We start from the raw sequence: 26,036 nt of genomic DNA on the forward strand, positions 1-26,036 counted from the left end.
TCCTAAAAATATAGAAACGGCTTCTTCCAGTTATTACATAACAACTGATTCCCTTACTTATACTCTGCCCAGCTCTTGATAGCTATATCATCCACACTCATCGTACAGAAGGCATTGATAAATGCACTAGCCAGACGGGCATTTGTAATCAACGGTATATTCAAGTCAATGGCAGCACGACGGATTTTATACCCATTACTTAATTCTCCAGCTGTCAGATTCTTCGGGATATTGACTACCATATCGATTTCCTTGCGATGAAGCATTTCCAATGCCTGCGGATGCCCCTCCTCACTCGGCCAATAGACATGAGTACTCTCAATTCCATTCTCTGCAAGCGTTTTGTGTGTACCACCCGTTGCAAAGAGTTTGTATCCCTTATTCACCAACATACGGGCCGCATCCATCATATCAGCTTTCTGTTTCATTGTTCCCGTAGACAGCAGGATATTCTTTTTCGGAATACGATAGCCCACGGAAAGCATTGCTTTGAGTACGGCACAGGAAGTATCCATACCGATACAGCCCACTTCACCGGTAGAAGCCATATCTACCCCCAATACCGGATCGGCTTTCTGCAAGCGGTTAAAGGAGAACTGGGAAGCCTTGATTCCTACATAATCCAGTTCGAAGAGATTCTTTTCCGGTTTCTCCACAGGCAGACCGAGCATTACTTTCGTTGCCAGTTCGATAAAGTTGATCTTCAACACCTTGCTGACAAACGGGAAAGAACGGCTGGCACGGAGATTACATTCAATCACCTTGATATCATTGTCTTTCGCCAGATATTGAATATTAAACGGACCGGAGATATTCAAAGCCTTGGCAATCTCACGACTGATACGCTTAATACGGCGAACAGTTTCTACATATAACTTCTGTGGCGGAAACTGAATCGTTGCGTCACCGGAGTGTACTCCCGCAAATTCGATATGTTCACTAATAGCGTATGCCACGATTTCTCCATTCTGCGCCACCGCATCCATTTCCACTTCCTTGGCGTGTTCGATAAACTGGCTTACTACCACCGGATGTTTCTTCGATACATTGGCTGCCAGTTTCAAGAAACGTTCCAATTCTTCCTGATTAGAACAAACATTCATTGCAGCACCCGAAAGCACGTAAGACGGACGAACAAGTACGGGAAAACCGACTTCTTCAACAAACTCCTGAATGTCATCCATAGAAGTCAACTCACGCCAACGAGGCTGATCCACACCGATACGGTCGAGCATGGCAGAGAACTTCTCACGGTCCTCGGCATTGTCAATACTCTTGGCACTTGTACCAAGAATATGGATATTCTGTGCATCCAGACGTAAAGCAAGGTTGTTCGGAATCTGACCACCGGTAGATACAATCACGCCATGCGGATTCTCAAGTTCCAGAATATCCATCACACGCTCGAAGGTCAATTCGTCGAAGTACAAACGGTCGCACATATCGTAGTCCGTAGATACGGTTTCAGGATTATAGTTAATCATGACACTGCGCCATCCCTCTTTGCGAATGGTATTCAAAGCCTGTACGCCACACCAGTCAAATTCTACCGAAGACCCGATACGGTAAGCACCGGAACCCAGTACGACAATAGACTTATGATCTCCCCAATAATGCACATCATTTGCTACACCGCTATAAGTAAGATACAGATAATTGGTTTGTGCCGGATATTCGGCTGCCAACGTATCGATCTGTTTCACTACCGGAAGGATCCCCACACTCTTACGATAATTGCGAATATAAAGAATTCCATCTTCCATATCACCTTCGTAACCGATGGCACGGGCAATCTGGAAATCAGAAAAACCCTGAACTTTAGCTTTACGAAGCAATTCGTCCGGCAAATCGGCAATCTGTTTGTGGTTATTTCCCCAACTATGCAACTCTTCGGAAGTGTTCATGATATTCATCAACTTCTGCAAGAACCATTTATCAATCTTAGTCAATTCGTGCACCTGATCGATGGTGTAGCCGGCACGAAACGCTTTCGAGATCACGAAAATACGTTTATCGGTCGGTTCACGCAAGGCTTTGTCAATGTCGGAGATAACCAATTCTTTGTTCTCCACAAAACCATGCATTCCCTGTCCGATCATACGAAGCCCTTTCTGAATCGCTTCTTCAAAAGTGCGTCCGATAGCCATTACTTCACCAACAGATTTCATGGAAGAACCCAGTTCTTTATCAACCCCATGGAATTTACCCAAATCCCAACGAGGAATCTTACATACGACATAATCCAATGCCGGTTCGAAGAAAGCAGAAGTAGTCTTGGTTACAGAGTTCTTCAGATCGAATAGTCCATAACCCAATCCCAATTTGGCAGCAACGAAAGCCAGCGGATAACCGGTTGCTTTGGATGCCAAAGCGGAAGAACGGGAAAGACGGGCGTTCACTTCAATAACCCGATAATCTTCGGATTCGGGATCGAAGGCATATTGTACATTACATTCACCCACAATACCAACATGGCGGATGATACGTATGGCCAACTCGCGAAGTTTATGGTATTCTTTATTCGTAAGCGTTTGAGACGGAGCAATAACAATAGATTCACCAGTATGAATACCCAGCGGATCGAAGTTCTCCATATTACAAACGGTGATACAGTTGTCAAAGCGGTCACGCACCACTTCATATTCCACTTCTTTCCAACCACGCAGTGATTTTTCCACCAATACCTGCGGAGAGAAAGAGAATGCTTTTTCTACAAGAAGATCCAGTTGTTCTTCATTATCACAAAAACCGGAACCCAAGCCACCCAATGCATAAGCCGCACGAACAATTACCGGATAACCCAGCTCTTTCGCTGCACGACGAGCATCTTCCGCATTTTCTACGGCCTCACTCTTAATGGTCTTTACATTGATTTCATTTAATTTCTGAACGAAAAGTTCACGATCTTCGGTATCCATAATAGCTTGTACCGGAGTGCCGAGCACCTTTACATTATATTTTTCAAGGATGCCTTCCTTATATAAAGCCACTCCACAATTTAAAGCCGTCTGTCCACCGAATGCCAGCATGATACCTTCCGGCTTTTCTTTTTGAATCACTTTCTCTACGAAATATGGAGTCACCGGAAGGAAGTAAATCTGATCCGCCACTCCTTCAGATGTCTGTACCGTAGCAATATTGGGATTAATAAGAATGGTTTCAATACCTTCTTCTTTCAAGGCTTTGAGTGCCTGCGAACCGGAATAGTCGAACTCACCGGCCTCACCGATTTTCAGGGCACCGGAACCCAACAGCAATACTTTCTTTATATTTTCTTTCATGATTGTCGGTTATTTTAGCAGGTTTACAAATTCATCGAACAGGAATTCCGTATCTGTAGGTCCGCTCGCCGCTTCCGGATGGAATTGTGCAGAAAACCAAGGATTCTTTTTATGTTTGATTCCCTCATTGGATCCATCGTTCATATTGATGAACAACGGCTCCCAGTCTGCACTCAACGTATTATTATCTACAGCATAACCGTGGTTTTGTGAAGTAATAAAACAACGCTCCGTACCTACCATACGCACCGGCTGGTTATGGCTACGATGTCCGTATTTCAATTTATAAATTTTGGCTCCGCCTGCTTTTGAAAGCAACTGGTTTCCCATACAGATACCGAAAATAGGCAATTTCTCGTTTGCCATCGCCTTGCGAATATTCTGCACCGCAGCATCACAAGTATCCGGGTCGCCCGGTCCGTTGGAGATAAATAACCCGTCAAATTCGAGTCCGTTGTAATCATAATCCCAAGGCACACGGATTACTTCCACACCACGTTTCAGCAGACAACGAATAATATTTGTCTTTACACCGCAATCTACCAGAATAACCTTCTTAAATTGAGAATTGAAAGTTGAGAATTGAGAATTAAGCTGCGCATAGGAGCTATTTATGGAGAAAGTTTGTGAAGTTCCGGCAGGAAGATAGCAAATAATCTCTTTGCAAGATACACGATCTACATAATTGACGCCTGCGTATGCTGCTTCAGGCACATTATCCGGCTCATCATCGAAAACGATTTTCCCCATCATTACTCCATGTTCACGAAGAACCTTAGTCAGCTCGCGCGTATCGATGCCTGTGATGCCGGGAATTTGCTCGCGTTTCAGCCAGTCGCCGAGACTTTCCACTGCGTTCCAATGGCTGTATTCATAAGAATAGTCACTTACGATAATCGCTTCCGCATGGATTTTCTCACTTTCCATGAAAGTGGCAAGTCCATTCGGTTCGATGGTAAAAGGAGGAACACCGTAATTGCCTACCAGAGGATAGGTAAGCGTCATCAACTGTCCGGCATAGGAAGGATCAGTAAGGCTCTCCGGATATCCGGTCATGGCAGTATTAAAAACTACTTCGCCTGCCACCGGCTTCTCGTAGCCAAACGACTTACCGGAAAACCGGCTCCCGTCGTCAAGGATTAATGTCACATTTCTCATTCTTATTATTGAATCGTTGTATGGTTGTTAGAATTGATACATTTGTTCTATATAGTCGATGAACGCCCGGTTCACCATTTTCACACCTCCCGGTGTAGGGTAGTTACCGCTAAAATACCAGTCGCCTTTATGATGCGGACAAGCCTCGTGCAATCCCTCCAACGGTTGATAGACAATTTCCACTTTCGCCTTTGTTCCCTTGGGAGTCAGCAGTTCCACCATCTTGCCAGAGATTTCCTCATCGGTGAACGGAGCATAGATATCCTTCACATAGTTTATCATCTGCTCTTTCGGCAGTCCCACCTGATCTTTCGATTTACGGTAGGCAGCCGCAATCACATCTTTCATATCCCGCTCCTTTAAAAGTTCGACAGCAGCCCGGAAAGCGATAAACTCGCTCATCTTTGCCATATCGATACCGTAATAGTCAGGATAACGGACTTGCGGAGAGGAAGATACTATCACAATCTTCTTCGGACCGAGACGGTCGAGAATACCGATAATACTTTGTTTCAGCGTAGTACCACGCACAATGCTGTCGTCAATAATCACCAGATTATCAACACCGGGTACCAGACTTCCGTATGTAATGTCATACACATGGGCTGCCAGATCATTACGACTGTTTCCTTCGGCAATAAACGTACGGAGTTTGATATCCTTGATCGCCACCTTTTCGCTACGGATACGGCGGGAAAGAATGACTTCCAGTTCCTCCATATCCGGATGATGCCCTAATGCAGCAATTTGCTGCACTTTCTCCTCATTCAAGTAATCGTCCAGTCCCTGTAACATTCCGTAGAAAGCCACCTCCGCAGTATTGGGAATAAAAGAAAAAACCGTATGATCGATGTCATTATTGATAGCTTTCAATATTCTCGGAACCAACTTTTCACCCAACCGTTTCCTTTCCTTATAAATATCGACATCACTCCCACGGGAGAAATAGATACGTTCAAAAGAACAGGCATGATTTTCGCGCGGCTTGTTAATTTGCGAAGTACGGATTTTACCTTCTTTGCTGATTAACAATGCTTGCCCCGGTTGCAATTCTTTGATTTCCTCAAACGGAACATTCAAAGCAGTCTGGATCACCGGACGTTCGGAAGCAAGAACAGCTATCTCATCATCCTGATACCAGAATGCAGGCCGGATTCCCCACGGGTCGCGGATGGCGAAGGACTCGCCGCTCCCGGTCAATCCGCAGATCACGTATCCCCCATCCCATTCGCGGCTGGAAGTGCGCAACACGTTTGCCAAATCAATATATTCTTCTATATAATGAGTGATTCCCATGCCCGTAAGCCCCTCGGCTTCGGCAAGATTGAATACACGCTCCACTTCACGGTCAAGACGGTGTCCCACCTGCTCCAACATGATATATGTATCGGCATATTTACGCGGATGCTGACCAATGGCAGTGATACGGGCAAATATCTCGTCCACATTTGTCATATTGAAATTTCCGCAGAGGGCCAGATTCTTGGCACGCCAGTTATTTCTTCTTAAAAATGGATGCACATAAGAGATTCCGGATTTTCCCGTAGTGGAATAACGAAGATGTCCCATATATACTTCACCGGCAAAAGGCAAAGTTCGTTTGGCATACGCTGCATCGTGCAACTGTTCGGGAGTGAGATCCTTAAAATTGTTTTGAACGTTTTCAAAGATTTCCGTAATGGCTCCGGAACCTAAAGCGCGTTCACGAAACATATATTCTTCACCCGGATTTGCTTCCAGTTTCACACATGCCAGTCCCGCACCTTCCTGTCCACGATTATGCTGCTTCTCCATCAACAGGTAGAGTTTATTAAGACCATACATCCATGTCCCGTACTTTTTCTCGTAATACTCTAACGGTTTGAGCAAGCGTATCATGGCAACGCCACATTCATGTTTCAATTGTTCCATCTATACTATTTACGATTTGACGATTTACTATTTACAATTTAAATTACCACCCGCCAATCAAACAACTTACTATCCATCATTGATTCTTCAATCGTAAATTGTCTAATTGTAAATTACATTACTCTACTGTTACCGACTTCGCCAGATTTCTCGGCTGATCCACATCCATCCCTTTGCATACCGCAATGTGGTAAGCAAGAAGTTGCAGAGGTACCGTAGTTATTAACGGATCGAGACATTCGATTGTTTCAGGAAGTTCGATACTACAGTCAGCGATTTTGCTGATAACGGTATCTCCTTTCGTCACAAATGCAATCACTTTTCCTTTCCGTGCCTTAATCTCCTGAATATTACTTACTACTTTCTCATACAACCCATTCTGCGTAGCAATCACCACTACCGGCATTTCCGCATCGATCAGGGCAATCGGTCCATGCTTCATCTCCGCAGCCGGATAACCTTCGGCGTGAATATACGATATTTCTTTCAATTTCAATGCACCTTCCAGAGCAACGGGATAACTATATCCGCGTCCCAGGTAAATAAAATTATGCGCATAAGTGAAAGTTTTCGATAACTCCGCCAAAGTATCATTTAATTCCAACACCTCTTTCATTTTTTCCGGAATATGATTTAATTCCTGTACAATTGAAAGATAATGCCGTTCGTCAATTGTTCCTTTCGCTTTGGCAAGCGTCAATGCCAGCATTGCCAACACAGTGACCTGTCCGGTAAACGCTTTGGTGGAAGCGACTCCGATTTCCGGACCTACGTGGATATACGAACCGGTGTGAGTGGCACGGGGAATAGAAGAGCCAATCGCATTGCAAATACCATATATAAATGCCCCGCGGCTTTTCGCCAATTCCACAGCAGCCAATGTATCTGCCGTCTCACCACTCTGGGAAATTGCTATCACCACATCCTGCCCGTCAATCACCGGATCACGGTAGCGGAATTCGGAAGCATACTCCACTTCCACCGGTATGCGACAGAAACTCTCAATCAGATGCTTACCAATCAGTCCGGCATGCCAGGAAGTTCCGCAAGCAACAATAATAAACCGTTTGGCATTCAGCAGCTTTTCCCGATGATCTATCACAGCAGAAAGCACCACATTATCAGCTTCCACATTGATACGTCCGCGCATGCAATCACGAATACAATCGGGCTGTTCGAAAATCTCTTTCAACATAAAGTGCGAATATCCCCCTTTTTCCAACTGACCGAGGCTGAGTTCCACCTTCTTTATTTCAGGTATCATTTCGACATTGTTCAAGTTGACTACCTTCAACTCCTTCCCCAGATTCAAAACAGCTATTTCCCCGTCTTCCAGATAAACCACTTTATCAGTATATTCTACAATCGGAGTAGCATCTGAAGCAAGAAAGAACTCATTCTCTCCAATCCCCACTACCAATGGACTGCTCTTACGGGCAGCAATAATCTCATCGGGATGCTCCTTATCAAGAATCGCAATCGCATAAGCACCAATTACCTCCCCTAACGCCAACTGAACAGCCGTCAACAGACTGACCTGATTAGTGACTTTCATGTATTCTATTAATTGAACGAGGACTTCGGTATCTGTACTACTTTTAAAAATATAGCCTTTGGCTTGAAGTTTTTCTTTAAGAACGGCGTAGTTTTCAATAATACCGTTATGAATGAGAGCGAGCTTTTCGGAAGAAGAGTAATGAGGGTGGGCGTTAGCAGAACAAGGTTCCCCGTGAGTAGCCCAACGGGTATGGGCAATTCCGATTGTACCGGAAATATCTTTCTGTGTGACGAAATTTTCAAGATCAGAGACTTTTCCTTTCGTCTTATACACATTTAACTGTTGGTCATCACTAATGATTGCTACCCCCGCGCTGTCATATCCACGATACTCCAGTCGCTTCAGCCCTTTGATAAGGATAGGGTAGGCTTTTCGTTTACCAATATAGCCTACTATTCCACACATATTATGATATTTTTATTTCGCCTGCAAATATACACATTACAAATAACATAAAGACAACAAAAAGCATATTTATTTGACAGAAACGCATAAAAAAGTTGCAAACACATCAAAAAGTTAAATAATATATTATTTTTAGCTCAAAAAGAAACAAATTACAATCAGCTTCAAATAAGGATAAATAAGCTAACAAATTAAAAGCAAATTTCCTGTTTTTAATAACAAATTAAAAGAATAAAGATTCCTATTCTCATTTCGCGTCACACAAAAGCTAAATTTCACTATCATTTTGAAATTAAAATATTAACTTTGCCAAACAATTTGATACATCAAACAGGTATTATCATACAATAAAGCTAGTAAGAATGAAGAAACAAGAACTTTTTAACAACGTAACAGAAGGATTCCCTTACCAACGACAGCCCCAACAGGTGGGCTTGTACGATGCGGCATACGAACACGATGCCTGCGGTGTCGGTATGCTGGTTAACATTCATGGAGAAAAGTCACACGACATTGTTGAGTCGGCTTTAAAGGTATTAGAAAACATGCGCCATCGCGGTGCCGAGGGTGCGGATAACAAGACCGGTGACGGTGCAGGTATCATGCTTCAAATTCCGCATGAGTTTATTTTATTACAAGGTATTCCTGTCCCCGAAAAAGGACGGTACGGCACAGGATTATTGTTTTTACCGAAAAACGAAAAAGACCAGGCAGCTATTCTAAGTATTATTATTGAAGAAATTGAAAAAGAAGGACTCACATTGATGCATTTGCGCAATGTGCCCACCTGCCCCGAAATCCTGGGAGAATCGGCTCTGGCAAACGAACCGGACATCAAACAAGTGTTCATCACCGGATTTACGGAAACGGAAACTGCCGACCGGAAGTTATATCTGATCCGGAAAAGAATCGAAAATAAAGTCAGATTGTCATCTATTCCGGCAAAAGACGATTTTTATGTTGTGTCACTCTCTACCAAAAGCATTATATATAAAGGTATGCTTTCATCATTACAGCTGCGCAACTATTATCCGGACCTGACAAATAGCTATTTTACCAGCGGACTGGCATTGGTGCACTCTCGTTTCAGTACCAATACATTCCCTACATGGGGATTGGCACAGCCGTTCCGTCTGCTGGCACACAACGGTGAAATCAATACCATCCGTGGTAACCGAGGATGGATGGAAGCCCGTGAAAGTGTACTCTCCACTCCCACTTTAGGCGATATAAAAGAAATCCGCCCGATTATACAACCGGGTATGAGCGACAGTGCTTCTCTGGACAATGTACTGGAGTTCCTGGTGATGTCAGGATTGAGCCTGCCACATGCCATGGCTATGCTCGTGCCGGAATCTTTCAACGAGAAGAACCCGATCAGTGAGGATCTAAAATCATTCTACGAATACCACTCCATCCTGATGGAACCGTGGGACGGACCGGCCGCACTACTATTCAGCGACGGACGATTTGCCGGAGGTATGCTCGACCGCAATGGCCTGCGCCCTGCCCGTTATCTGATTACTAAAAACGATATGATGGTAGTGGCTTCGGAAGTCGGTGTTATGGATTTCGAACCGGGAGACATCAAAGAAAAAGGTCGCTTACAGCCCGGCAAAATCCTGCTGGTAGATACGGAAAAAGGCGAGATCTACTATGACGGCGAACTGAAAAAACAGTTGGCTGAAGCCAAGCCTTACCGCACCTGGCTATCTACCAACCGAATCGAACTGGATGAACTGAAAAGCGGGCGCAAAGTTCCTCATCACGTAGCAAACTACGACCGGATGCTTCGTACTTTCGGCTACTCCAAAGAGGACATCGAAAGGCTGATTATGCCGATGGCAAGCACCGGAGCAGAACCGATCAATTCAATGGGTAACGATACGCCACTCGCCGTACTTTCAGATAAACCACAGTTGCTTTACAACTATTTCCGTCAGCAATTTGCACAGGTAACCAATCCGCCCATTGATCCACTTCGTGAAGAACTGGTGATGTCATTGACGGAATACATTGGAGCAGTCGGTATGAATATTCTGACGCCCAGTGAAAGTCATTGCAAAATGGTACGCCTGAATCATCCGATTTTAAGCAATACCCAACTGGATATTCTTTGTAATATCCGGTATAAAGGCTTCAAAACAGTCAAACTACCCATGTTGTTTGAGGTTGCCAAAGGGAAAGCCGGACTGCAGGAAGCACTGACCCATCTTTGTAAAATGGCGGAAGAATCCGTGACGGAAGGTGTAAACTACATTGTCCTGACCGACCGTGAGGTGGATATTACCCATGCTGCCATTCCATCATTGCTGGCAGTAAGCGCTGTTCATCACCACCTGATTTCAGTTGGTAAACGGGTGCAAACGGCATTGATCGTAGAAAGTGGTGAAATACGTGAAGTGATGCACGCCGCGTTATTGTTGGGTTTCGGAGCAAGTGCCCTGAATCCTTACATGGCATTCGCTGTCCTCGACCGACTGGTAAAAGACAAAGATATTCAGTTGGATTATACCACTGCTGAAAAGAACTATATCAAATCCATCTGTAAAGGCTTGTTTAAAATCATGAGTAAGATGGGTATCTCTACGATCCGCTCCTATCGTGGTGCTAAGATTTTCGAAGCTGTCGGTTTGAGTGAAGAATTGAGCAAGGCTTATTTTGGAGGACTCGGTTCACCGATCGGAGGTATCCGTCTGGAAGAAATAGCCAGAGATGCCATTGCTTTCCATAAAGAAGGATTTGAAAGTATTAAAAATGAAGAGTTATTAAAAAATAACGGTTTGTATGCTTTCCGTAAAGATGGAGAAAAGCACGCATGGAATCCGGAAACAATCAGCACTCTGCAATTGGCTACACGACTGGGGAGTTATAAAAAATTTAAAGAGTACACCCATCTGGTAGACGAAAAAGAGAAGCCTATTTTCCTTCGTGACTTTCTGGGATTCCGTCGTAATCCGATTTCAATCGATCAGGTAGAACCGGTGGAAAACATTCTGCATCGTTTCGTCACGGGGGCTATGTCTTTTGGTTCTATCAGCAAAGAGGCTCATGAGGCAATGGCTATTGCCATGAATAAAATTCACGGACGCAGTAATACCGGTGAAGGTGGCGAAGACGCTGCCCGTTTCCAACCGCTGCCCGATGGCAGTTCTTTACGAAGTGCAATCAAGCAGGTAGCTTCCGGTCGTTTCGGTGTAACGGCAGAATATCTGGTTAATGCGGACGAAATTCAAATCAAGATAGCACAGGGAGCCAAACCGGGTGAAGGCGGACAACTACCGGGATTTAAAGTGAACGATGTGATTGCGAAAACACGTCATTCCATTCCGGGAATTTCGCTGATTTCTCCTCCGCCTCATCATGATATTTATTCGATTGAGGATTTGGCACAATTAATCTTCGATTTGAAAAATGTAAATCCACAGGCCAAAATCAGTGTGAAACTGGTAGCAGAAAGCGGCGTCGGTACGATTGCTGCGGGTGTGGCAAAAGCAAAGGCGGACCTAATTGTCATCTCTGGTGCTGAAGGGGGAACAGGTGCTTCTCCGGCTTCTTCTATCCGCTATGCGGGTATCTCACCGGAATTGGGATTGAGCGAGACACAGCAAACACTGGTTCTGAACGGACTTCGTGGCCAAGTAGTTCTGCAAGCCGACGGACAACTGAAAACCGGACGTGACATCATCTTAATGGCACTAACGGGTGCCGAAGAATATGGCTTCGCCACCTCGGCATTGATTGTATTAGGGTGTGTAATGATGCGCAAATGCCATCAGAATACTTGTCCGGTGGGAGTTGCCACACAGAATGAAGAGTTACGTAAACGCTTTCATGGACGCAGTGAATATTTAGTAAACTTTTTCACATTCCTGGCACAGGAAGTCCGCGAGCATTTGGCTGAAATGGGATTCACCCGGATGGATGACATCATCGGGCGTACAGACTTAATCGAGCGCAAGTCCGATGCCAATGACCCAAATCCGAAACATGCTTTAATCGACTTCACCAAATTGCTGGCACGTGTTGACAACAGTGCGGCTATCCGTCATGTCATCGACCAAGATCATGGAATTTCTGCTGTAAAGGATGTAACCATCATCGATGCCGCACAAGAAGCTATCGAACATGAGAAAGAGATTTCTTTAGAATATACGATTGCCAATACAGACCGTGCAATAGGTGCTATGCTTTCCGGAGTAATCGCCAAGAAATATGGTGCCAAAGGATTGCCGGAACATACGCTGAATGTAAAATTCAAAGGTTCGGCAGGTCAATCTTTCGGAGCTTTTCTCGTACCGGGAGTTAACTTTAAACTGGAAGGTGAAGCGAATGATTACCTGGGTAAAGGATTGAGCGGCGGGCGTATCTCCGTATTGCCTCCTATCCGCAGCAATTTCGAAGCCGAAAAAAATACAATCGCCGGTAATACCTTGCTTTATGGCGCAACAAGCGGTGAAGTATATATCAACGGCCGTGTAGGAGAGCGTTTCGCTGTTCGTAACTCCGGCGCAGTTGCCGTCGTAGAAGGCGTGGGTGACCATTGTTGCGAATACATGACCGGAGGTCGTGTGGTAGTCCTCGGACAAACCGGACGTAACTTTGCAGCCGGTATGAGTGGCGGTGTAGCTTATGTATGGAACAAAGACGGCAACTTCGATTATTTCTGTAACATGGAAATGGTGGAACTGTCACTCATCGAAGAAGCCAGCTACCGGAAAGAGTTGCACGAACTAATCCGCCAGCATTACCTCTACACAGGCTCGAAACTGGCACGCATCCTGCTCGACAACTGGAATCATTACGTAGATCAATTCATCCAAGTAGTGCCCATCGAATACAAAAAAGTACTGCAGGAAGAACAAATGAGAAAGTTACAACAAAAAATTGCAGATATGCAAAGAGACTATTAGATTTACAATTTGACTATTTACAATTTACTATTTGAATGTATAGTATAGTCTGTAAATAGTCAAATAGCAAATGATAAGATAGTCTAGAAATAGTAAATAGTAAATCGTCAAATAGTAAATAACAAGATGGGAGATCCTAAAGCATTTCTAAATATACCTCGACAAGAGGCGGGATACCGCCCTGTAAACGAGCGAATCGCTGACTATAGTCAGGTAGAACAGACTTTGAATACAAACAGCCGTAAATTGCAGGCGTCACGCTGTATGGATTGCGGTGTACCTTTCTGTCATTGGGCATGCCCGATAGGAAATAAACAACCGGAATGGCAGGATGCATTATACAGGGGAAAATGGAAGGAGGCATACGAAGTATTGTCGTCTACTTGCGATTTTCCTGAATTTACAGGACGTATTTGTCCTGCTCTTTGCGAGAAATCGTGTGTGTTGAAACTTTCCTGCGATCAGCCGGTGACTATTCGCGAGAATGAAGCAGCTATCGTAGAAGCGGCTTTTCGTGAAGGATATATACAAGTAAAGACGCCGGAAAGAAACGGAAAGAAAGTGGCGGTGATTGGTGCAGGTCCTGCTGGATTGGTGGTGGCTAATCAGCTGAATTTAAAAGGATATAGCGTTACTTTATTCGATAAGGATGAAGCGCCCGGAGGATTATTACGATTCGGTATTCCTAATTTCAAACTGGATAAAAATGTAATTGACCGACGGATGAAGATATTGGCTGCAGAAGGAATACAGTTTGAGATGGGAGTAGAAATAGACGTTAATCATTTACCGGAAGGATTCGATGCTTACTGCATCTGTACCGGAACCCCCACTGCACGTGACTTGAGTATTCCGGGACGTGAACTGAAAGGGATTCATTTCGCACTCGAAATGCTGGCACAACAGAATAGGATTCTGGCAGGACAGACTTTCCCGAAAGACAAGTTGGTAAATGCCAAAGGCAAAAAGGTTCTCGTGATAGGTGGCGGAGACACTGGTTCCGACTGCATCGGAACCAGTGTGAGACAGGGAGCCGTCAGTGTCACTCAAATCGAAATCATGCCGAAACCTCCTGTCGGCTACAATCCGGCTACTCCTTGGCCACAATGGCCGGCAGTCTTCAAAACGACTTCCAGCCATGAAGAAGGTTGTACACGCCGCTGGTGCCTGGCTTCCAATCAGTTCCTCGGAAAGAATGGAAAAGTGACAGGTGTAGAAGTGGAAGAAGTAGAATGGATTCCGGCAGCAGATGGCGGACGTCCCACAATGAAACCAACAGGGAAGAAGGAAGTCATCGAGGCTGATATGGTATTATTGGCGATGGGATTCCTGAAACCGGAACAACCCAAATTTGCAAAGAATGTATTTCTTGCCGGTGATGCCGAGACTGGTGCCAGCTTAGTAGTACGCGCCATGGCAGGAGGACGAAAGGCTGCTGCGGAAATAGATGCTTATCTAATACAATAAGGTTTGCAACAGTGTACAACAAGAAGCTCGATTGCTATTATCGGTTCGTTCCATATCTGTAGAACTAAAGAATAACAGATATGGAACTAAAGGAAAACAGTTGTGGAACTAAACGATAACAATTATGGAACGAATTAAGAATAACTAGTCAGCTTCTTAGAAATAGCGAATAAACAATCAACAGATTACATTACCCCCTCTAAAAATTAAAGTTATGTGTGGAATAGCAGGTATACTCAACATCAAAGTTCAAACGAAAGAGCTAAGAGATAAAGCACTGAAAATGGCCCAGAAGATCCGTCATCGCGGACCGGACTGGAGTGGAATCTATGTAGGCGGAAGTGCCATCCTGGCACACGAACGTCTTTCCATTGTCGACCCGCAAAGTGGCGGACAGCCGTTATACTCTCCCGATCGTAAACAAGTGCTCGCCGTCAACGGTGAGATTTACAATCACCGTGATATTCGCGCTAAATATGCGGGAAAATATAACTTTCAGACCGGAAGTGACTGTGAGGTAATTCTTGCCCTTTACAAAGATAAAGGCATCCATTTTCTGGAAGATATTAGCGGTATCTTTGCTTTCGTTCTTTATGATGAGGAAAAGGATGAATTTCTAATTGCCCGTGATCCGATAGGGGTTATTCCTTTATATATAGGAAAAGATAAAGAGGGAAAAATCTACTTCGGCAGCGAGTTGAAAGCCCTTGAAGGATTTTGCGACGAATATGAAATATTTCTCCCCGGACATTACTTCTATAGTAAAGAGGGAAAAATGAAACGTTGGTATTCGCGCGACTGGACAGAATATGAAACCGTAAAAGAGAATGATGCACAAACCGTTGATGTGAAAATAGCATTAGAAGAGGCTGTACACCGCCAGTTAATGAGTGACGTACCGTACGGAGTGCTTCTTTCGGGAGGGTTGGATAGTTCTGTCATCTCCGCCATTGCCAAAAAATATGCGGCAAAGCGTATAGAAACAGACGGAGCGAGTGATGCGTGGTGGCCTCAACTCCACTCCTTCGCTATCGGACTAAAAGGTGCTCCCGATTTGATTAAAGCACGTGAAGTGGCTGAATATATCGGTACTGTCCATCACGAAATAAACTATACTGTTCAGGAAGGTTTGGATGCCCTGCGTGATGTCATTTATTTCATCGAGACATACGATGTAACCACGGTACGCGCTTCCACTCCCATGTACCTACTGGCACGTGTCATCAAATCGATGGGTATCAAAATGGTGTTGAGCGGTGAAGGCGCCGATGAAGTTTTCGGTGGTTATCTGTATTTCCACAAGGCTCCCACTCCACAGGCATTCCACGAAGAAACAGTACGTAAACTTTCAAAGTTGCACATGTACGATTGCCTCCGCGCCAATAAAAGTTTGTCAGCATGGGGAGTAGAAGGACGTGTTCCTTTCCTTGATAAAGAATTCCTCGACGTAGCCATGAACCTGAATCCGAAAGCTAAAATGTGCCCCGGAAAGGAAATTGAGAAACGGATTGTTCGCGAAGCCTTTGCCGAGATGTTACCGGAAAGTGTGGCGTGGAGACAAAAAGAGCAGTTCAGTGACGGTGTAGGATATTCATGGATTGACACATTGAGGGAAATCACAGCTGCTGCTGTGAGCGATCAGCAAATGGAACATGCTGCCGAACGCTTCCCTATCAACACGCCACAAAATAAAGAAGAATACTATTATCGCAGTATCTTTGAAGAGCATTTCCCCAGTGAAAGTGCAGCACGCACCGTACCCAGTGTTCCCAGTGTGGCCTGCTCCACAGCAGAAGCGCTGGCGTGGGATATTGCTTTCAGGAATCTGAATGAGCCTAGCGGACGTGCGGTGAGAGGAATACACGAAGAGGCCTATACTTAACTGATAAGAATAACAGAATCTGCTCTTTCTGTTATTCTTTTGTAACATTTCTATTTTAAAATCTCAAGGATTAACGCAGATTAGCATATTATTGTCTGATTTGCGTTTTCTTTTTTATAATTTTGAGGCCAAACCAAATTAAATCTATCAAACTTTTAAAAGACCAAACAAATGAATTTAAAAAAAATGATGATGGCTTCTGCCCTTCTAATGGTTGCTTGCTGTATGCAGGCACAGACAAAAGTGATAGCCCACCGTGGATTCTGGAAAACTCCGGGATCATCACAAAACAGTATTTCATCACTTCTAAAAGCAGATTCCATCGGTTGTTACGGTTCAGAATTTGACGTATGGATCGCTAAGGATAACAAGTTGGTGGTCAACCATGATCCTGTATACAAGATGAGACCGATGGAGTATTCCAAAGGTGACGCACTGACCGGACTTAAATTATCCAACGGAGAAAACTTACCCAGCCTGGAACAATATCTGGAAGCCGGGAAAAACTGTAATACCCGACTGATTCTCGAACTGAAAGCACATAGTAACAAGAAACGTGAAACCAAAGCCGTACAGGGAATCCTTGCCATGGTGAAGAAAATGGGACTGGAAAACCGCATGGAATATATCACGTTCTCCCTGCATGCCATGAAAGAGTTTATCCGCCTGGCTCCTGCCGGTACTCCGGTATTTTACCTTAACGGGGAACTGTCTCCCAAAGAATTAAAGGAACTCGGTGCTGCCGGTCTTGATTATCACATGGGAGTGATTAAGAAACACCCCGAATGGATCAAAGAAGCTCATGAACTCGGCTTGAAAGTAAATGTGTGGACTGTGGACGAAGTGGAAGATATGAAATCGCTGATCGAACAGAAAGTAGATTTCATTACCACCAACGAACCAGTCATCTTACAAGAAGAACTGAAAAAACATCAATAAGATAAAATCATTACAAAGTAAACTATTTAATCCGTCTTTAAAGAAACAGCTCGTTCCTTTAAAAGAAACAGGATGTTTCTCGGTGTCGAACGAAATAGGGCTTCGTGTGCCCCTTAGGGCATATGGAGCCTTTGTTGTACGTTTTCTATTTTTTATGGGGGTTACTTCTGTATCTGTATTTTTTTTCAGCAGTTTCCTAATGTCCTGTGCTTGCTTTTATACTTGTTTTTTCAGCCTTTCTTGATTCCAATCTCCCTTTTTTCCTCCTTTTTCTTTCTATCCGGTGTTTTTACCGTGTTTTCCGTTATGTATATCCACAGAGCCTCTCTCCCAGGACTTCATTCTTCCTGTGAATATATTTTCTTCTTCAAAAAGTACCGTTCAGCGGTTTGGAACTTCCTCTTCCGGGTGGCGACCTGGCTGGTCTGAAAACTTCAATTGTAATCATCTGCGCCCCTCCGCAATGCTTGCATAAGTTATACTCCCTCCATTTGTCTTGGCAGAGTTCTTTCCACTTGGCTCTTTTCCTTTTAAGTGGTGCCGGTGGTACTTTCATCCTTATCTGTATGCTTGTCAACTTCCTTCTGTTGCATGCTGCCAGGAATCCGTAATGCCTGATACGTACAAATCCTGCCGGCAATATATGCCTACTGAACCTGTGTACGAACTCTTCTCCCGTGAGTGTCATCATCTTATGTTTTCCCCCATCCCTGTAATCCTTATAGTCAAACATGACGGCTGTATCTGTAATTCCCTTAATCCTGGCATTACTGATGGCTGCCCTGTGTGAGTAACGCCCTAAGTATTCTATGACCCTTTCCACGCCTTTGAACGGTGCTTTGCTATATACCACCCATTCTTTTTCAAACAGCTTCTTTCTTGTTGCCTGGGGTACTTTCACATGTTTGCTCCACTCTTGCATGAACTTGGCTCTGAACACCCTGCCCATGGCCCTGACCGGGAATAGAAAAGGACTGTCCTGATTTGCCCCTGAGATCTTCCTCCATTCCCCCTTGTCATCTATCCCTCCTTCGGGCACTACACAGTGCAGGTGGGGGTGGTAGTGCAGGTTACTTCCCCATGTATGCAGGATGGCTACCATTCCCGCCTGGGCGCCTTTATTGGCAGCGAAGGCTGCGAGTGTCTTCCAGGCAGCGGCAAACAGGCATGAATAGGTGTGTCTCATATTACCCAGTGCCAGTGAATGCAAGTCGGCCGGCAAGGTAAATACCACATGGAAGTATTTCACGGGCAACATATCCTCTTTGCGTGCCTGTATCCATACCTCACGTTCGGCTCCCTGGCATTTGGGACAATGCCGGTCCCGGCAGCTGTTGTAACTAACACGTACGACTCCACACTGGGGACAGGCATCCACATGCCCTCCCAAAGCGGAGGTACGGCACTGTTCCAGGCGTGAGAGGACCTGGAGAACCCTGCCGCAGGGATGATGTTGGCTGATAAAGGATGATTTGAAGCGGGAAATAATCTGACCGACCTCAAACTCCGTCCTCATGGCTGCGTATTGTTATATCCCACTCCCTCAAGACGGTCCAGTGGACTGAAGGCGTAACCTCCGGCAGGAAGATTGACAAGGTGAAGATAAACCAGGGTTGTCTTTATATCGGCATGTCCCAGAAGGTCACGGATGCGAAGTATATTTTCGCCCATCTCCAGCAGGTGCGTGGCGTAACTGTGACGAAGGGTATGAAGCGTGCAGGGTTTAAGGATGCAGGACGAATGAACCGCTTGTTTAAAAAGATAGCGGATCTCGGAATCTTCGATTTGTCCGCCGAAACAATTGTTGAAAAGATATACCGCGGGTCTGTACTGGATGAAATACTCCCTGAGAAGAAGCAACAGGTTGCCGGAAAGGGGGACGTACCTGTCTTTTCTACCTTTGCCCTGGCGGATGAAAACCTGCATGCGCTTGCTGTCAATATCACAAATTCGCATATTGACCAGCTCACGTAAACGCAGCCCGCAAGAATAAATCAGAGCCAGCAGGGCTTGACTGCGGATACTCCCGCAGTGACGCAAAAGGCTGCTCACTTCCGACTGTGAAAGAACAACCGGAAGCTTCTTCGTACTACGGATACGGGGAAGAGAAAAATTAAGTTCACTAAGATGCATTGTCTTGCGATAACAGCGAAGACTGTAAACGGTGTGCTTGAAATAGCTCAAACCCGGTGAAGGAGTGCGAGAGAGCAACATGCTGAAATAATCGCGGCAATCATCTTCGCTTAAGTGTTCAGGAAGTTTTTTGAAGTGAAAGCTGATAGCAGCCAACTTATGGCCATAACTTTTTATACTACCAGGAGAATACTGCTCAATAAGAAGTTGTTTGGAAATTTTTTCGTAACTTTGACCAAACCCCGAGATGGAGTCACTGGCACGCTGAATAAAATTTGCCATAGTGGAGAATGTTTATTGGTTGAACATTGGAAATATCACCACTAAAATCAGCAAAAAAAAAGGAATCCCGCATACAGATAGCAAACTTTAGCTATTACGTATGCGGGATTTAGTACAACGGGTGGTCCCTTTTAAAGGAACCACCCGTTTCTTTTAAAGGAAAAATGAGCTTTTATAACAAACTAAATACCAGCATATTAAGAACACTCATTTTTTTCATCTGAAAAAGAAAAGGTCATTTTCATATATGCCAATAAAAGATTACAAACGATTTACTGGAAATCATCTAATACCTCTTTCAGCTCTCCTACCGTAAGCTCTCCTACCTGTCTCCATAATTCATGTCCCTTATGCAATAAAAGAAAGGCGGGCACTGTTTCTACATTATGCGCATCGGCTATTGTTCTATTTTCTTCAGCATTCACTCTAATCAATTCTACAGTTCTCTTTTCGTAAGTCCGAAGCACAGGACCTATCCACTCATAATGAGGTGACCAGTCGGCATAAAATACTACCAACACCAAATGGTTGGTCTTAACTGCTGTTTCTAATTGTTTCTCTATATTCATATCTCTACGTTTTTATATTAATGATAGTGCTAAAACAATGAATACAGAAAAAGGTTCTTCAGCATATCCGGTGAGCAATATGATAGATAAATAGGGGTTTTCACTTTCATATCGTCAAAAGGAAAAGGATATATTTCTTGTTTTTATAGCTGATTTCACCGATTATCAAGGCTAAATATTCTTCATATATTATGGAAGAATATGCAAAACAATTCATCCAAATAACAGTTTATTAATATATAAATAGGTATAATTTCAAATTATAACTAAATGTGGCCGTATATAAAGCGATTATAAGTTTGAAGAAAATAAATAGATATTAGATATACTTTTTAGTAAAATATAAAGCAAAAAGTCATATCTTTGCATCGTAATAAAACAAAAGGTTACAACAACTAACAAATATCAATCAAAATGACAACAAAGATTAAGTTCACAAAAATGCATGGAGCGGGAAATGACTACATATATGTAGACACAAGCCAATATCCGATAGCCGACCCTGCAAAGAAGGCAATCGAATGGAGCAAGTTTCATACAGGAATCGGAAGTGATGGACTTATATTGATTGGTGTCTCTGATAAAGCGGATTTCAGCATGCGCATTTTCAATGCGGACGGTTCGGAAGCTATGATGTGCGGTAACGGAAGCCGTTGTGTAGGCAAATATGTATATGAATACGGCTTGACTGACAAAACAGAAATTACGCTGGATACACGATCAGGAATAAAAATCCTGAAACTGCATGTAGAGGGAAAAACAGTTAGTGCAGTCACCGTAGACATGGGTAGCCCGTTGGAAACAGAAGAGATTCAGTGGGGAGGAAAGTATCCTTTCCGGTCGACCAAAGTATCAATGGGTAATCCGCATCTCGTCACATTTGTTGAGGACATCACCCAGATTAATTTACCGGAAATCGGTCCTGAACTGGAGAATCATCCTCTTTTTCCCGACAGAACCAATGTGGAGTTTGCACAGATTGTCAGCAAAGACACCATACGGATGAGGGTGTGGGAAAGAGGATCGGGAATCACTCAAGCTTGCGGGACAGGTGCTTGCGCCACAGCAGTAGCCACCTTCATCAACGGACTTACAGGAAGAAAAAGCGATGTAATCATGGATGGAGGGACAGTCACCATTGAATGGGATGAAATCTCCGGACATATATTAATGACCGGACCGGCAACCAAAGTTTTCGATGGGGAGATTGAGGATAAGTAATAAGTATCAGGTATTGAGTATTAGATTTTGCAGAACTTAAAACAATAACAAGATGGCATTAGTAAACGAACATTTTTTGAAGTTACCGGGAAGCTATTTATTCTCGGACATAGCGAAAAAGGTAAATACCTTCAAGATAACACATCCTAAACAGGATATTATCCGGTTGGGTATCGGTGATGTCACCCAACCGCTTCCGAAAGCGTGTATCGAAGCCATGCACAAAGCGGTAGAAGAGCTGGCCAGCAAGGATACATTCCGCGGATATGGTCCTGAACAGGGATATGATTTTCTGATTGAAGCAATTATAAAAAATGACTTTATTCCACGTGGGATTCATTTCTCGGCATCCGAGATATTTGTCAGTGACGGTGCCAAAAGCGATACCGGAAATATAGGCGATATTCTTCGCCATGACAATAGCGTAGGTGTTACAGATCCCATCTATCCGGTTTATATAGACAGCAATGTCATGTGCGGACGCGCCGGAGTGTTGGAAGAAGAAACGGGTAAATGGAGTAATGTTACTTATATGCCTTGCACAAGTGAGAATAACTTTATTCCGGAAATTCCAGACAAACGGATAGACATTGTTTATCTCTGCTATCCGAACAACCCGACAGGAACAACCTTAACCAAACCGGAACTGAAGAAATGGGTGGACTATGCATTGGCAAACGATACATTGATTCTGTTCGATGCCGCTTATGAAGCATATATCCAGGACGAAAATGTCCCCCACTCTATCTATGAGATTAAGGGAGCTAAAAAGTGTGCGATCGAATTCCGTAGTTTTTCAAAAACGGCAGGATTTACCGGAGTACGCTGCGGATATACCGTAGTTCCGAAAGAGCTTACTGCCGCCACATTGGAAGGAGACCGCATCCCACTCAACAGATTGTGGAACCGCCGCCAATGCACCAAGTTCAACGGTACTTCTTACATTACCCAACGGGCAGCAGAAGCCGTTTACAGTGCAGAAGGCAAAGCACAGATTAAAGAAACAATCGGCTATTATATGACCAATGCCAAAATTATGAAAGAGGGATTGGAAGCCACAGGACTGAAAGTGTATGGAGGAGTCAACGCTCCCTACTTGTGGGTGAAAACTCCGAACGGGCTTTCGTCATGGCGATTCTTCGAACAGATGTTGTATGAAGCCAATGTGGTCGGTACCCCCGGTGTAGGCTTCGGACCAAGCGGTGAAGGATATATCCGCCTGACTGCCTTTGGCGAACGCAACGACTGTATCGAAGCGATGAGAAGAATAAAAAACTGGCTATAAGAATTTTGAATAACTTTTCCTAGTCTATTCATAACCAGTGGTTTTTCAATTTACTTGATAGTATTTCGCGCGCTACTATATATACATGGACCGTACATCCACATTTTTCTAACTATTAAAGGTAAAAAGACGATGAAAACGACGATTAACAAAAAAATGAGGGTAATAACAGTAGCATTATTACTGTCAGGGCTTGTCCCGTCTACAATGATGGCACAAGATAAGGTAGAAGCTTCCGTTGGAGCAGATCTGGTAAGTGGTTACATCTGGCGCGGCCAGGATTTAGGCGGAGTGAGCGTTCAACCCTCACTGGAAATCTCTTACAAAGGTTTCTCACTCGGAGCATGGGGATCGGTAGGATTCGAATCGACGGACACAAAAGAGTTCGATTTAACTCTTGGTTATTCGATAGGCGGTTTTAGCGTTTCAGTGACGGATTATTGGTTTAATACCCAAGTAGAAACTGGCATAGACGATGATGGAGAAACGATCTTTGCAACTAACAAGTATTTTAAATACGGAGCTCATTCAACGGCTCATGTATTTGAAGCACAAGTCGGATATGACTTCGGACCACTGGCAGTCAACTGGTATACAAATTTTGCAGGTGCCGACGGCGTGAAAGAAAATGGCAAAAGGGCTTATTCTTCTTACCTCGCACTTAGCGCACCATTCAAATTGGGAGGTCTCGACTGGACAGTAGATTTAGGTATGGTTCCTTGGGAGACAACTTTCTACAATGGCTATACAAGTGGGTTCTGCGTATCAGACGTAAGTCTCGGAGCTTCCAAGGATATCAAAATCACAGATTCCTTCTCCGTTCCGGCATTTGCCAAGGTATCTGTCAATCCACGGACAGAAGGAGCCTACTTCGCATTCGGATTAAGTTTTTAAGAGAGAGAATATAGAATATCAAAGAGCGTATAGGGATCAGGTAGTTAGAGTTTAGATTTTATCGGTTTGTTGTATGGTAACCTACTATGGCTGCCACACCCTATACCTCTTTCTTTTACAGGTCAACACTAATATTTAAGGTATATGAAAAAGATTGAAGCTATTATCCGTAAAACCAAATTCGAGGACGTAAAAGACGCCCTACTCGAAGCGGACATCGAATGGTTCTCTTATTACGATGTAAGAGGTATTGGAAAAGCACGGCAAGGACGTATCTACCGTGGCGTAGTATATGACACCAGCACCATTGAACGAATTTTGATCTCTATTGTCGTACGCGACAAAAATACCGAGAAAACAGTGCAGGCTATCATCAAAGCTGCACAGACCGGAGAAATCGGTGACGGACGTATTTTCGTCATTCCTATCGAAGACGCTATCCGGATACGCACTGCCGAACGTGGTGACATAGCCCTCTACAATGCAGAACAAGAACGTTAATCGGCAGCGGCAAGGTGCCGCTCTCAGGTTTCCTTGCGGATTATAACGTTTATAAAGAGGTTTACAACATCACTAATAAATAATAGGTATAAAATAAGATAATTATTATGGATACAAAATATAAAAGCCATAGCTTCGTAAAGTTGTGGATAGCCACTACTATATTCATTTTGTGCTGTTTTACTACTGATATGTCGGCACAAAACGCAGCCGCTGCCGATACAGTTGCAGCAGTTACAGAAACAATTACCGAAGTCGTTGCAGCTCCTGCCGAAGAAGCATCAGCAGCTCCCGATACGGTTGGTGAATTAGCTCTTGGATTAAATACTGTATGGATGTTGCTTGCAGCAATGCTCGTATTCTTCATGCAGCCGGGATTTGCATTAGTAGAAGCAGGTTTTACCAGAGTGAAAAATACTGCCAACATTCTGATGAAGAACTTTGTAGACTTCATGTTCGGCTCTTTACTATACTGGTTTATCGGTTTCGGATTGATGTTCGGCGCAGGCGGATTCATCGGAATGCCTCACTTCTGCGACCTTTCTTTCATTAATAATGGTTTGCCAACCGAAGGATTCCTCATATTCCAAACCGTATTCTGTGCGACAGCAGCTACAATTGTATCAGGAGCCATGGCAGAACGAACAAAATTCTCCATGTATATCGTCTACACCATCTTTATCAGTGTACTGATTTATCCGATATCCGGTCACTGGACATGGGGCGGAGGCTGGCTGATGAACGGTGAAGAAGGTTCTTTCATGATGAGTCACTTCGGCACTACATTCCATGACTTTGCCGGTTCTACAGTCGTTCACTCTGTAGGTGGATGGATTGCTTTGGTAGGTGCTGCCATTCTTGGTCCCCGTATCGGTAAATATGGTAAAGACGGCAAATCAAAAGCTATCCCAGGCCATAGCCTGACTATTGCTGCACTGGGGGTATTCATTCTTTGGTTCGGATGGTTCGGATTCAACCCCGGTTCTCAATTGGCAGCAGCAACCGAAGCCGACGCAATCGCTATTTCCCACGTATTCCTGACAACGAACCTGGCTGCTTGTGCCGGTGGTTTCTTTGCTCTGTTGGTGAGCTGGATGAAATATGGAAAACCATCCCTGTCATTGACACTGAATGGTATCTTGGCAGGTCTGGTAGGTATCACAGCAGGATGTGACGCAGTATCTCCCGCAGGAGCAGCCTTGATAGGTGCGATATGTGGTGTCGTAATGATATTCTCCGTTGACTTCATTGACAAGGTTTTAAAGATAGACGATCCGGTAGGTGCATCTTCCGTACATGGTGTGTGTGGTTTTTTAGGAACGATTCTCACAGGTTTGTTCTCTACCAGTGAAGGTTTATTCTATGGATACGGTTTCGGATTCCTCGGTGCACAACTATTCGGAGCATTGGTAGTAAGTGCATGGGCAGCAGGCATGGGATTCATCATTTTCAAAACGCTTGATAAGATTCACGGACTTCGCGTTCCGGCACGTGTCGAAGAAGAAGGTCTTGACATTTACGAACACGGTGAATCTGCTTACAACTAAGTTACTTATAATTAAAAGTAAGTCTACTCATCAGTAAGTGAATTAGGCTATATAGATTAAAAAGATTTATCCCGGGCGGGCCTGACCGCC

Annotated in this window: 16 protein-coding genes; 9 read left to right on the forward strand and 7 right to left on the reverse strand. The window is 44.1% G+C overall.

Annotated features, from left to right (window positions below):
* Positions 1 to 53: 53 nt before the first annotated feature.
* The 4 genes from carB to glmS all read right to left on the reverse strand — a co-directional run bounded on the left by carB (position 54) and on the right by glmS (position 8,313).
* Complete coding sequence (gene carB, locus CJF29_RS14045; protein WP_074558390.1) at positions 54 to 3,281, reverse strand: carbamoyl-phosphate synthase (glutamine-hydrolyzing) large subunit; 3,228 nt, start codon at positions 3,279 to 3,281, stop codon at positions 54 to 56.
* Between the two features lie 9 nt (positions 3,282 to 3,290).
* A complete protein-coding gene (gene carA / locus CJF29_RS14050; protein WP_074558392.1) occupies positions 3,291 to 4,439 on the reverse strand; it encodes a glutamine-hydrolyzing carbamoyl-phosphate synthase small subunit in 1,149 nt (382 codons plus the stop codon).
* A gap of 27 nt (positions 4,440 to 4,466) precedes the next feature.
* A complete protein-coding gene (locus CJF29_RS14055) occupies positions 4,467 to 6,350 on the reverse strand; it encodes an amidophosphoribosyltransferase (protein WP_099146957.1) in 1,884 nt (627 codons plus the stop codon).
* A gap of 118 nt (positions 6,351 to 6,468) precedes the next feature.
* Positions 6,469 to 8,313, reverse strand: a complete 1,845-nt coding sequence (gene glmS / locus CJF29_RS14060) for a glutamine--fructose-6-phosphate transaminase (isomerizing) (protein ID WP_099146958.1) — start codon at positions 8,311 to 8,313, stop codon at positions 6,469 to 6,471.
* A 362-nt stretch (positions 8,314 to 8,675) separates the two neighbouring features.
* Between glmS and gltB the strand changes: the two genes are divergently transcribed.
* From gltB to CJF29_RS14080, 4 genes are all read left to right on the forward strand, one after another.
* Positions 8,676 to 13,226 carry a glutamate synthase large subunit gene (gene gltB, locus CJF29_RS14065; protein ID WP_099146959.1) on the forward strand — a complete coding sequence of 1,517 codons (4,551 nt, stop codon included), beginning with the start codon at positions 8,676 to 8,678 and terminating at the stop codon, positions 13,224 to 13,226.
* Between the two features lie 126 nt (positions 13,227 to 13,352).
* Positions 13,353 to 14,693 (forward strand): glutamate synthase subunit beta, encoded by a 1,341-nt coding sequence (locus tag CJF29_RS14070; protein ID WP_004303693.1) that lies wholly within the window; start codon positions 13,353 to 13,355, stop codon positions 14,691 to 14,693.
* Between the two features lie 214 nt (positions 14,694 to 14,907).
* Positions 14,908 to 16,575, forward strand: coding sequence for an asparagine synthase B (asnB, locus tag CJF29_RS14075; protein WP_004309309.1), 1,668 nt, complete (start codon positions 14,908 to 14,910; stop codon positions 16,573 to 16,575).
* Positions 16,576 to 16,746: 171 nt separating this feature from the next.
* A complete protein-coding gene (locus tag CJF29_RS14080) occupies positions 16,747 to 17,514 on the forward strand; it encodes a glycerophosphodiester phosphodiesterase family protein (protein WP_004300081.1) in 768 nt (255 codons plus the stop codon).
* A 367-nt stretch (positions 17,515 to 17,881) separates the two neighbouring features.
* Here the strand turns inward: CJF29_RS14080 and CJF29_RS14085 are convergent, their stop codons facing one another.
* From CJF29_RS14085 to CJF29_RS14095, 3 genes are all read right to left on the reverse strand, one after another.
* Positions 17,882 to 19,030 (reverse strand): IS91 family transposase, encoded by a 1,149-nt coding sequence (locus CJF29_RS14085; protein ID WP_164727153.1) that lies wholly within the window; start codon positions 19,028 to 19,030, stop codon positions 17,882 to 17,884.
* Positions 19,027 to 19,929, reverse strand: coding sequence for a tyrosine-type recombinase/integrase (locus CJF29_RS14090; protein ID WP_413544490.1), 903 nt, complete (start codon positions 19,927 to 19,929; stop codon positions 19,027 to 19,029). The genes CJF29_RS14085 and CJF29_RS14090 overlap by 4 nt, the downstream gene beginning before the upstream one ends.
* Before the next feature lie 272 nt (positions 19,930 to 20,201).
* Entirely contained in the window at positions 20,202 to 20,498 is a 297-nt protein-coding gene (locus CJF29_RS14095; protein WP_004300083.1) for a thioredoxin family protein, read from the reverse strand.
* Between the two features lie 414 nt (positions 20,499 to 20,912).
* On the opposite strand from CJF29_RS14095, the gene dapF reads away from it, so the two are divergent.
* The 5 genes from dapF (at position 20,913) to CJF29_RS14120 (ending at position 25,946) form a co-directional block, all read left to right on the forward strand.
* Complete coding sequence (gene dapF / locus CJF29_RS14100) at positions 20,913 to 21,719, forward strand: diaminopimelate epimerase (RefSeq protein WP_099147568.1); 807 nt, start codon at positions 20,913 to 20,915, stop codon at positions 21,717 to 21,719.
* Between the two features lie 52 nt (positions 21,720 to 21,771).
* Positions 21,772 to 23,004: an LL-diaminopimelate aminotransferase gene (locus CJF29_RS14105; protein ID WP_004303699.1), complete on the forward strand. Its 1,233-nt coding sequence runs from the start codon at positions 21,772 to 21,774 to the stop codon at positions 23,002 to 23,004.
* 132 nt (positions 23,005 to 23,136) lie between these two features.
* Positions 23,137 to 23,898, forward strand: coding sequence for a hypothetical protein (locus CJF29_RS14110; RefSeq protein WP_004303700.1), 762 nt, complete (start codon positions 23,137 to 23,139; stop codon positions 23,896 to 23,898).
* A gap of 144 nt (positions 23,899 to 24,042) precedes the next feature.
* Positions 24,043 to 24,399 carry a P-II family nitrogen regulator gene (locus CJF29_RS14115; RefSeq protein ID WP_004303701.1) on the forward strand — a complete coding sequence of 119 codons (357 nt, stop codon included), beginning with the start codon at positions 24,043 to 24,045 and terminating at the stop codon, positions 24,397 to 24,399.
* Positions 24,400 to 24,506: 107 nt separating this feature from the next.
* Positions 24,507 to 25,946 (forward strand): ammonium transporter, encoded by a 1,440-nt coding sequence (locus tag CJF29_RS14120; RefSeq protein ID WP_061447584.1) that lies wholly within the window; start codon positions 24,507 to 24,509, stop codon positions 25,944 to 25,946.
* Positions 25,947 to 26,036 lie beyond the last annotated feature (90 nt).

Origin of the sequence: Bacteroides celer (assembly GCF_002632415.2) — a bacterium.
Classification (GTDB): domain Bacteria; phylum Bacteroidota; class Bacteroidia; order Bacteroidales; family Bacteroidaceae; genus Bacteroides.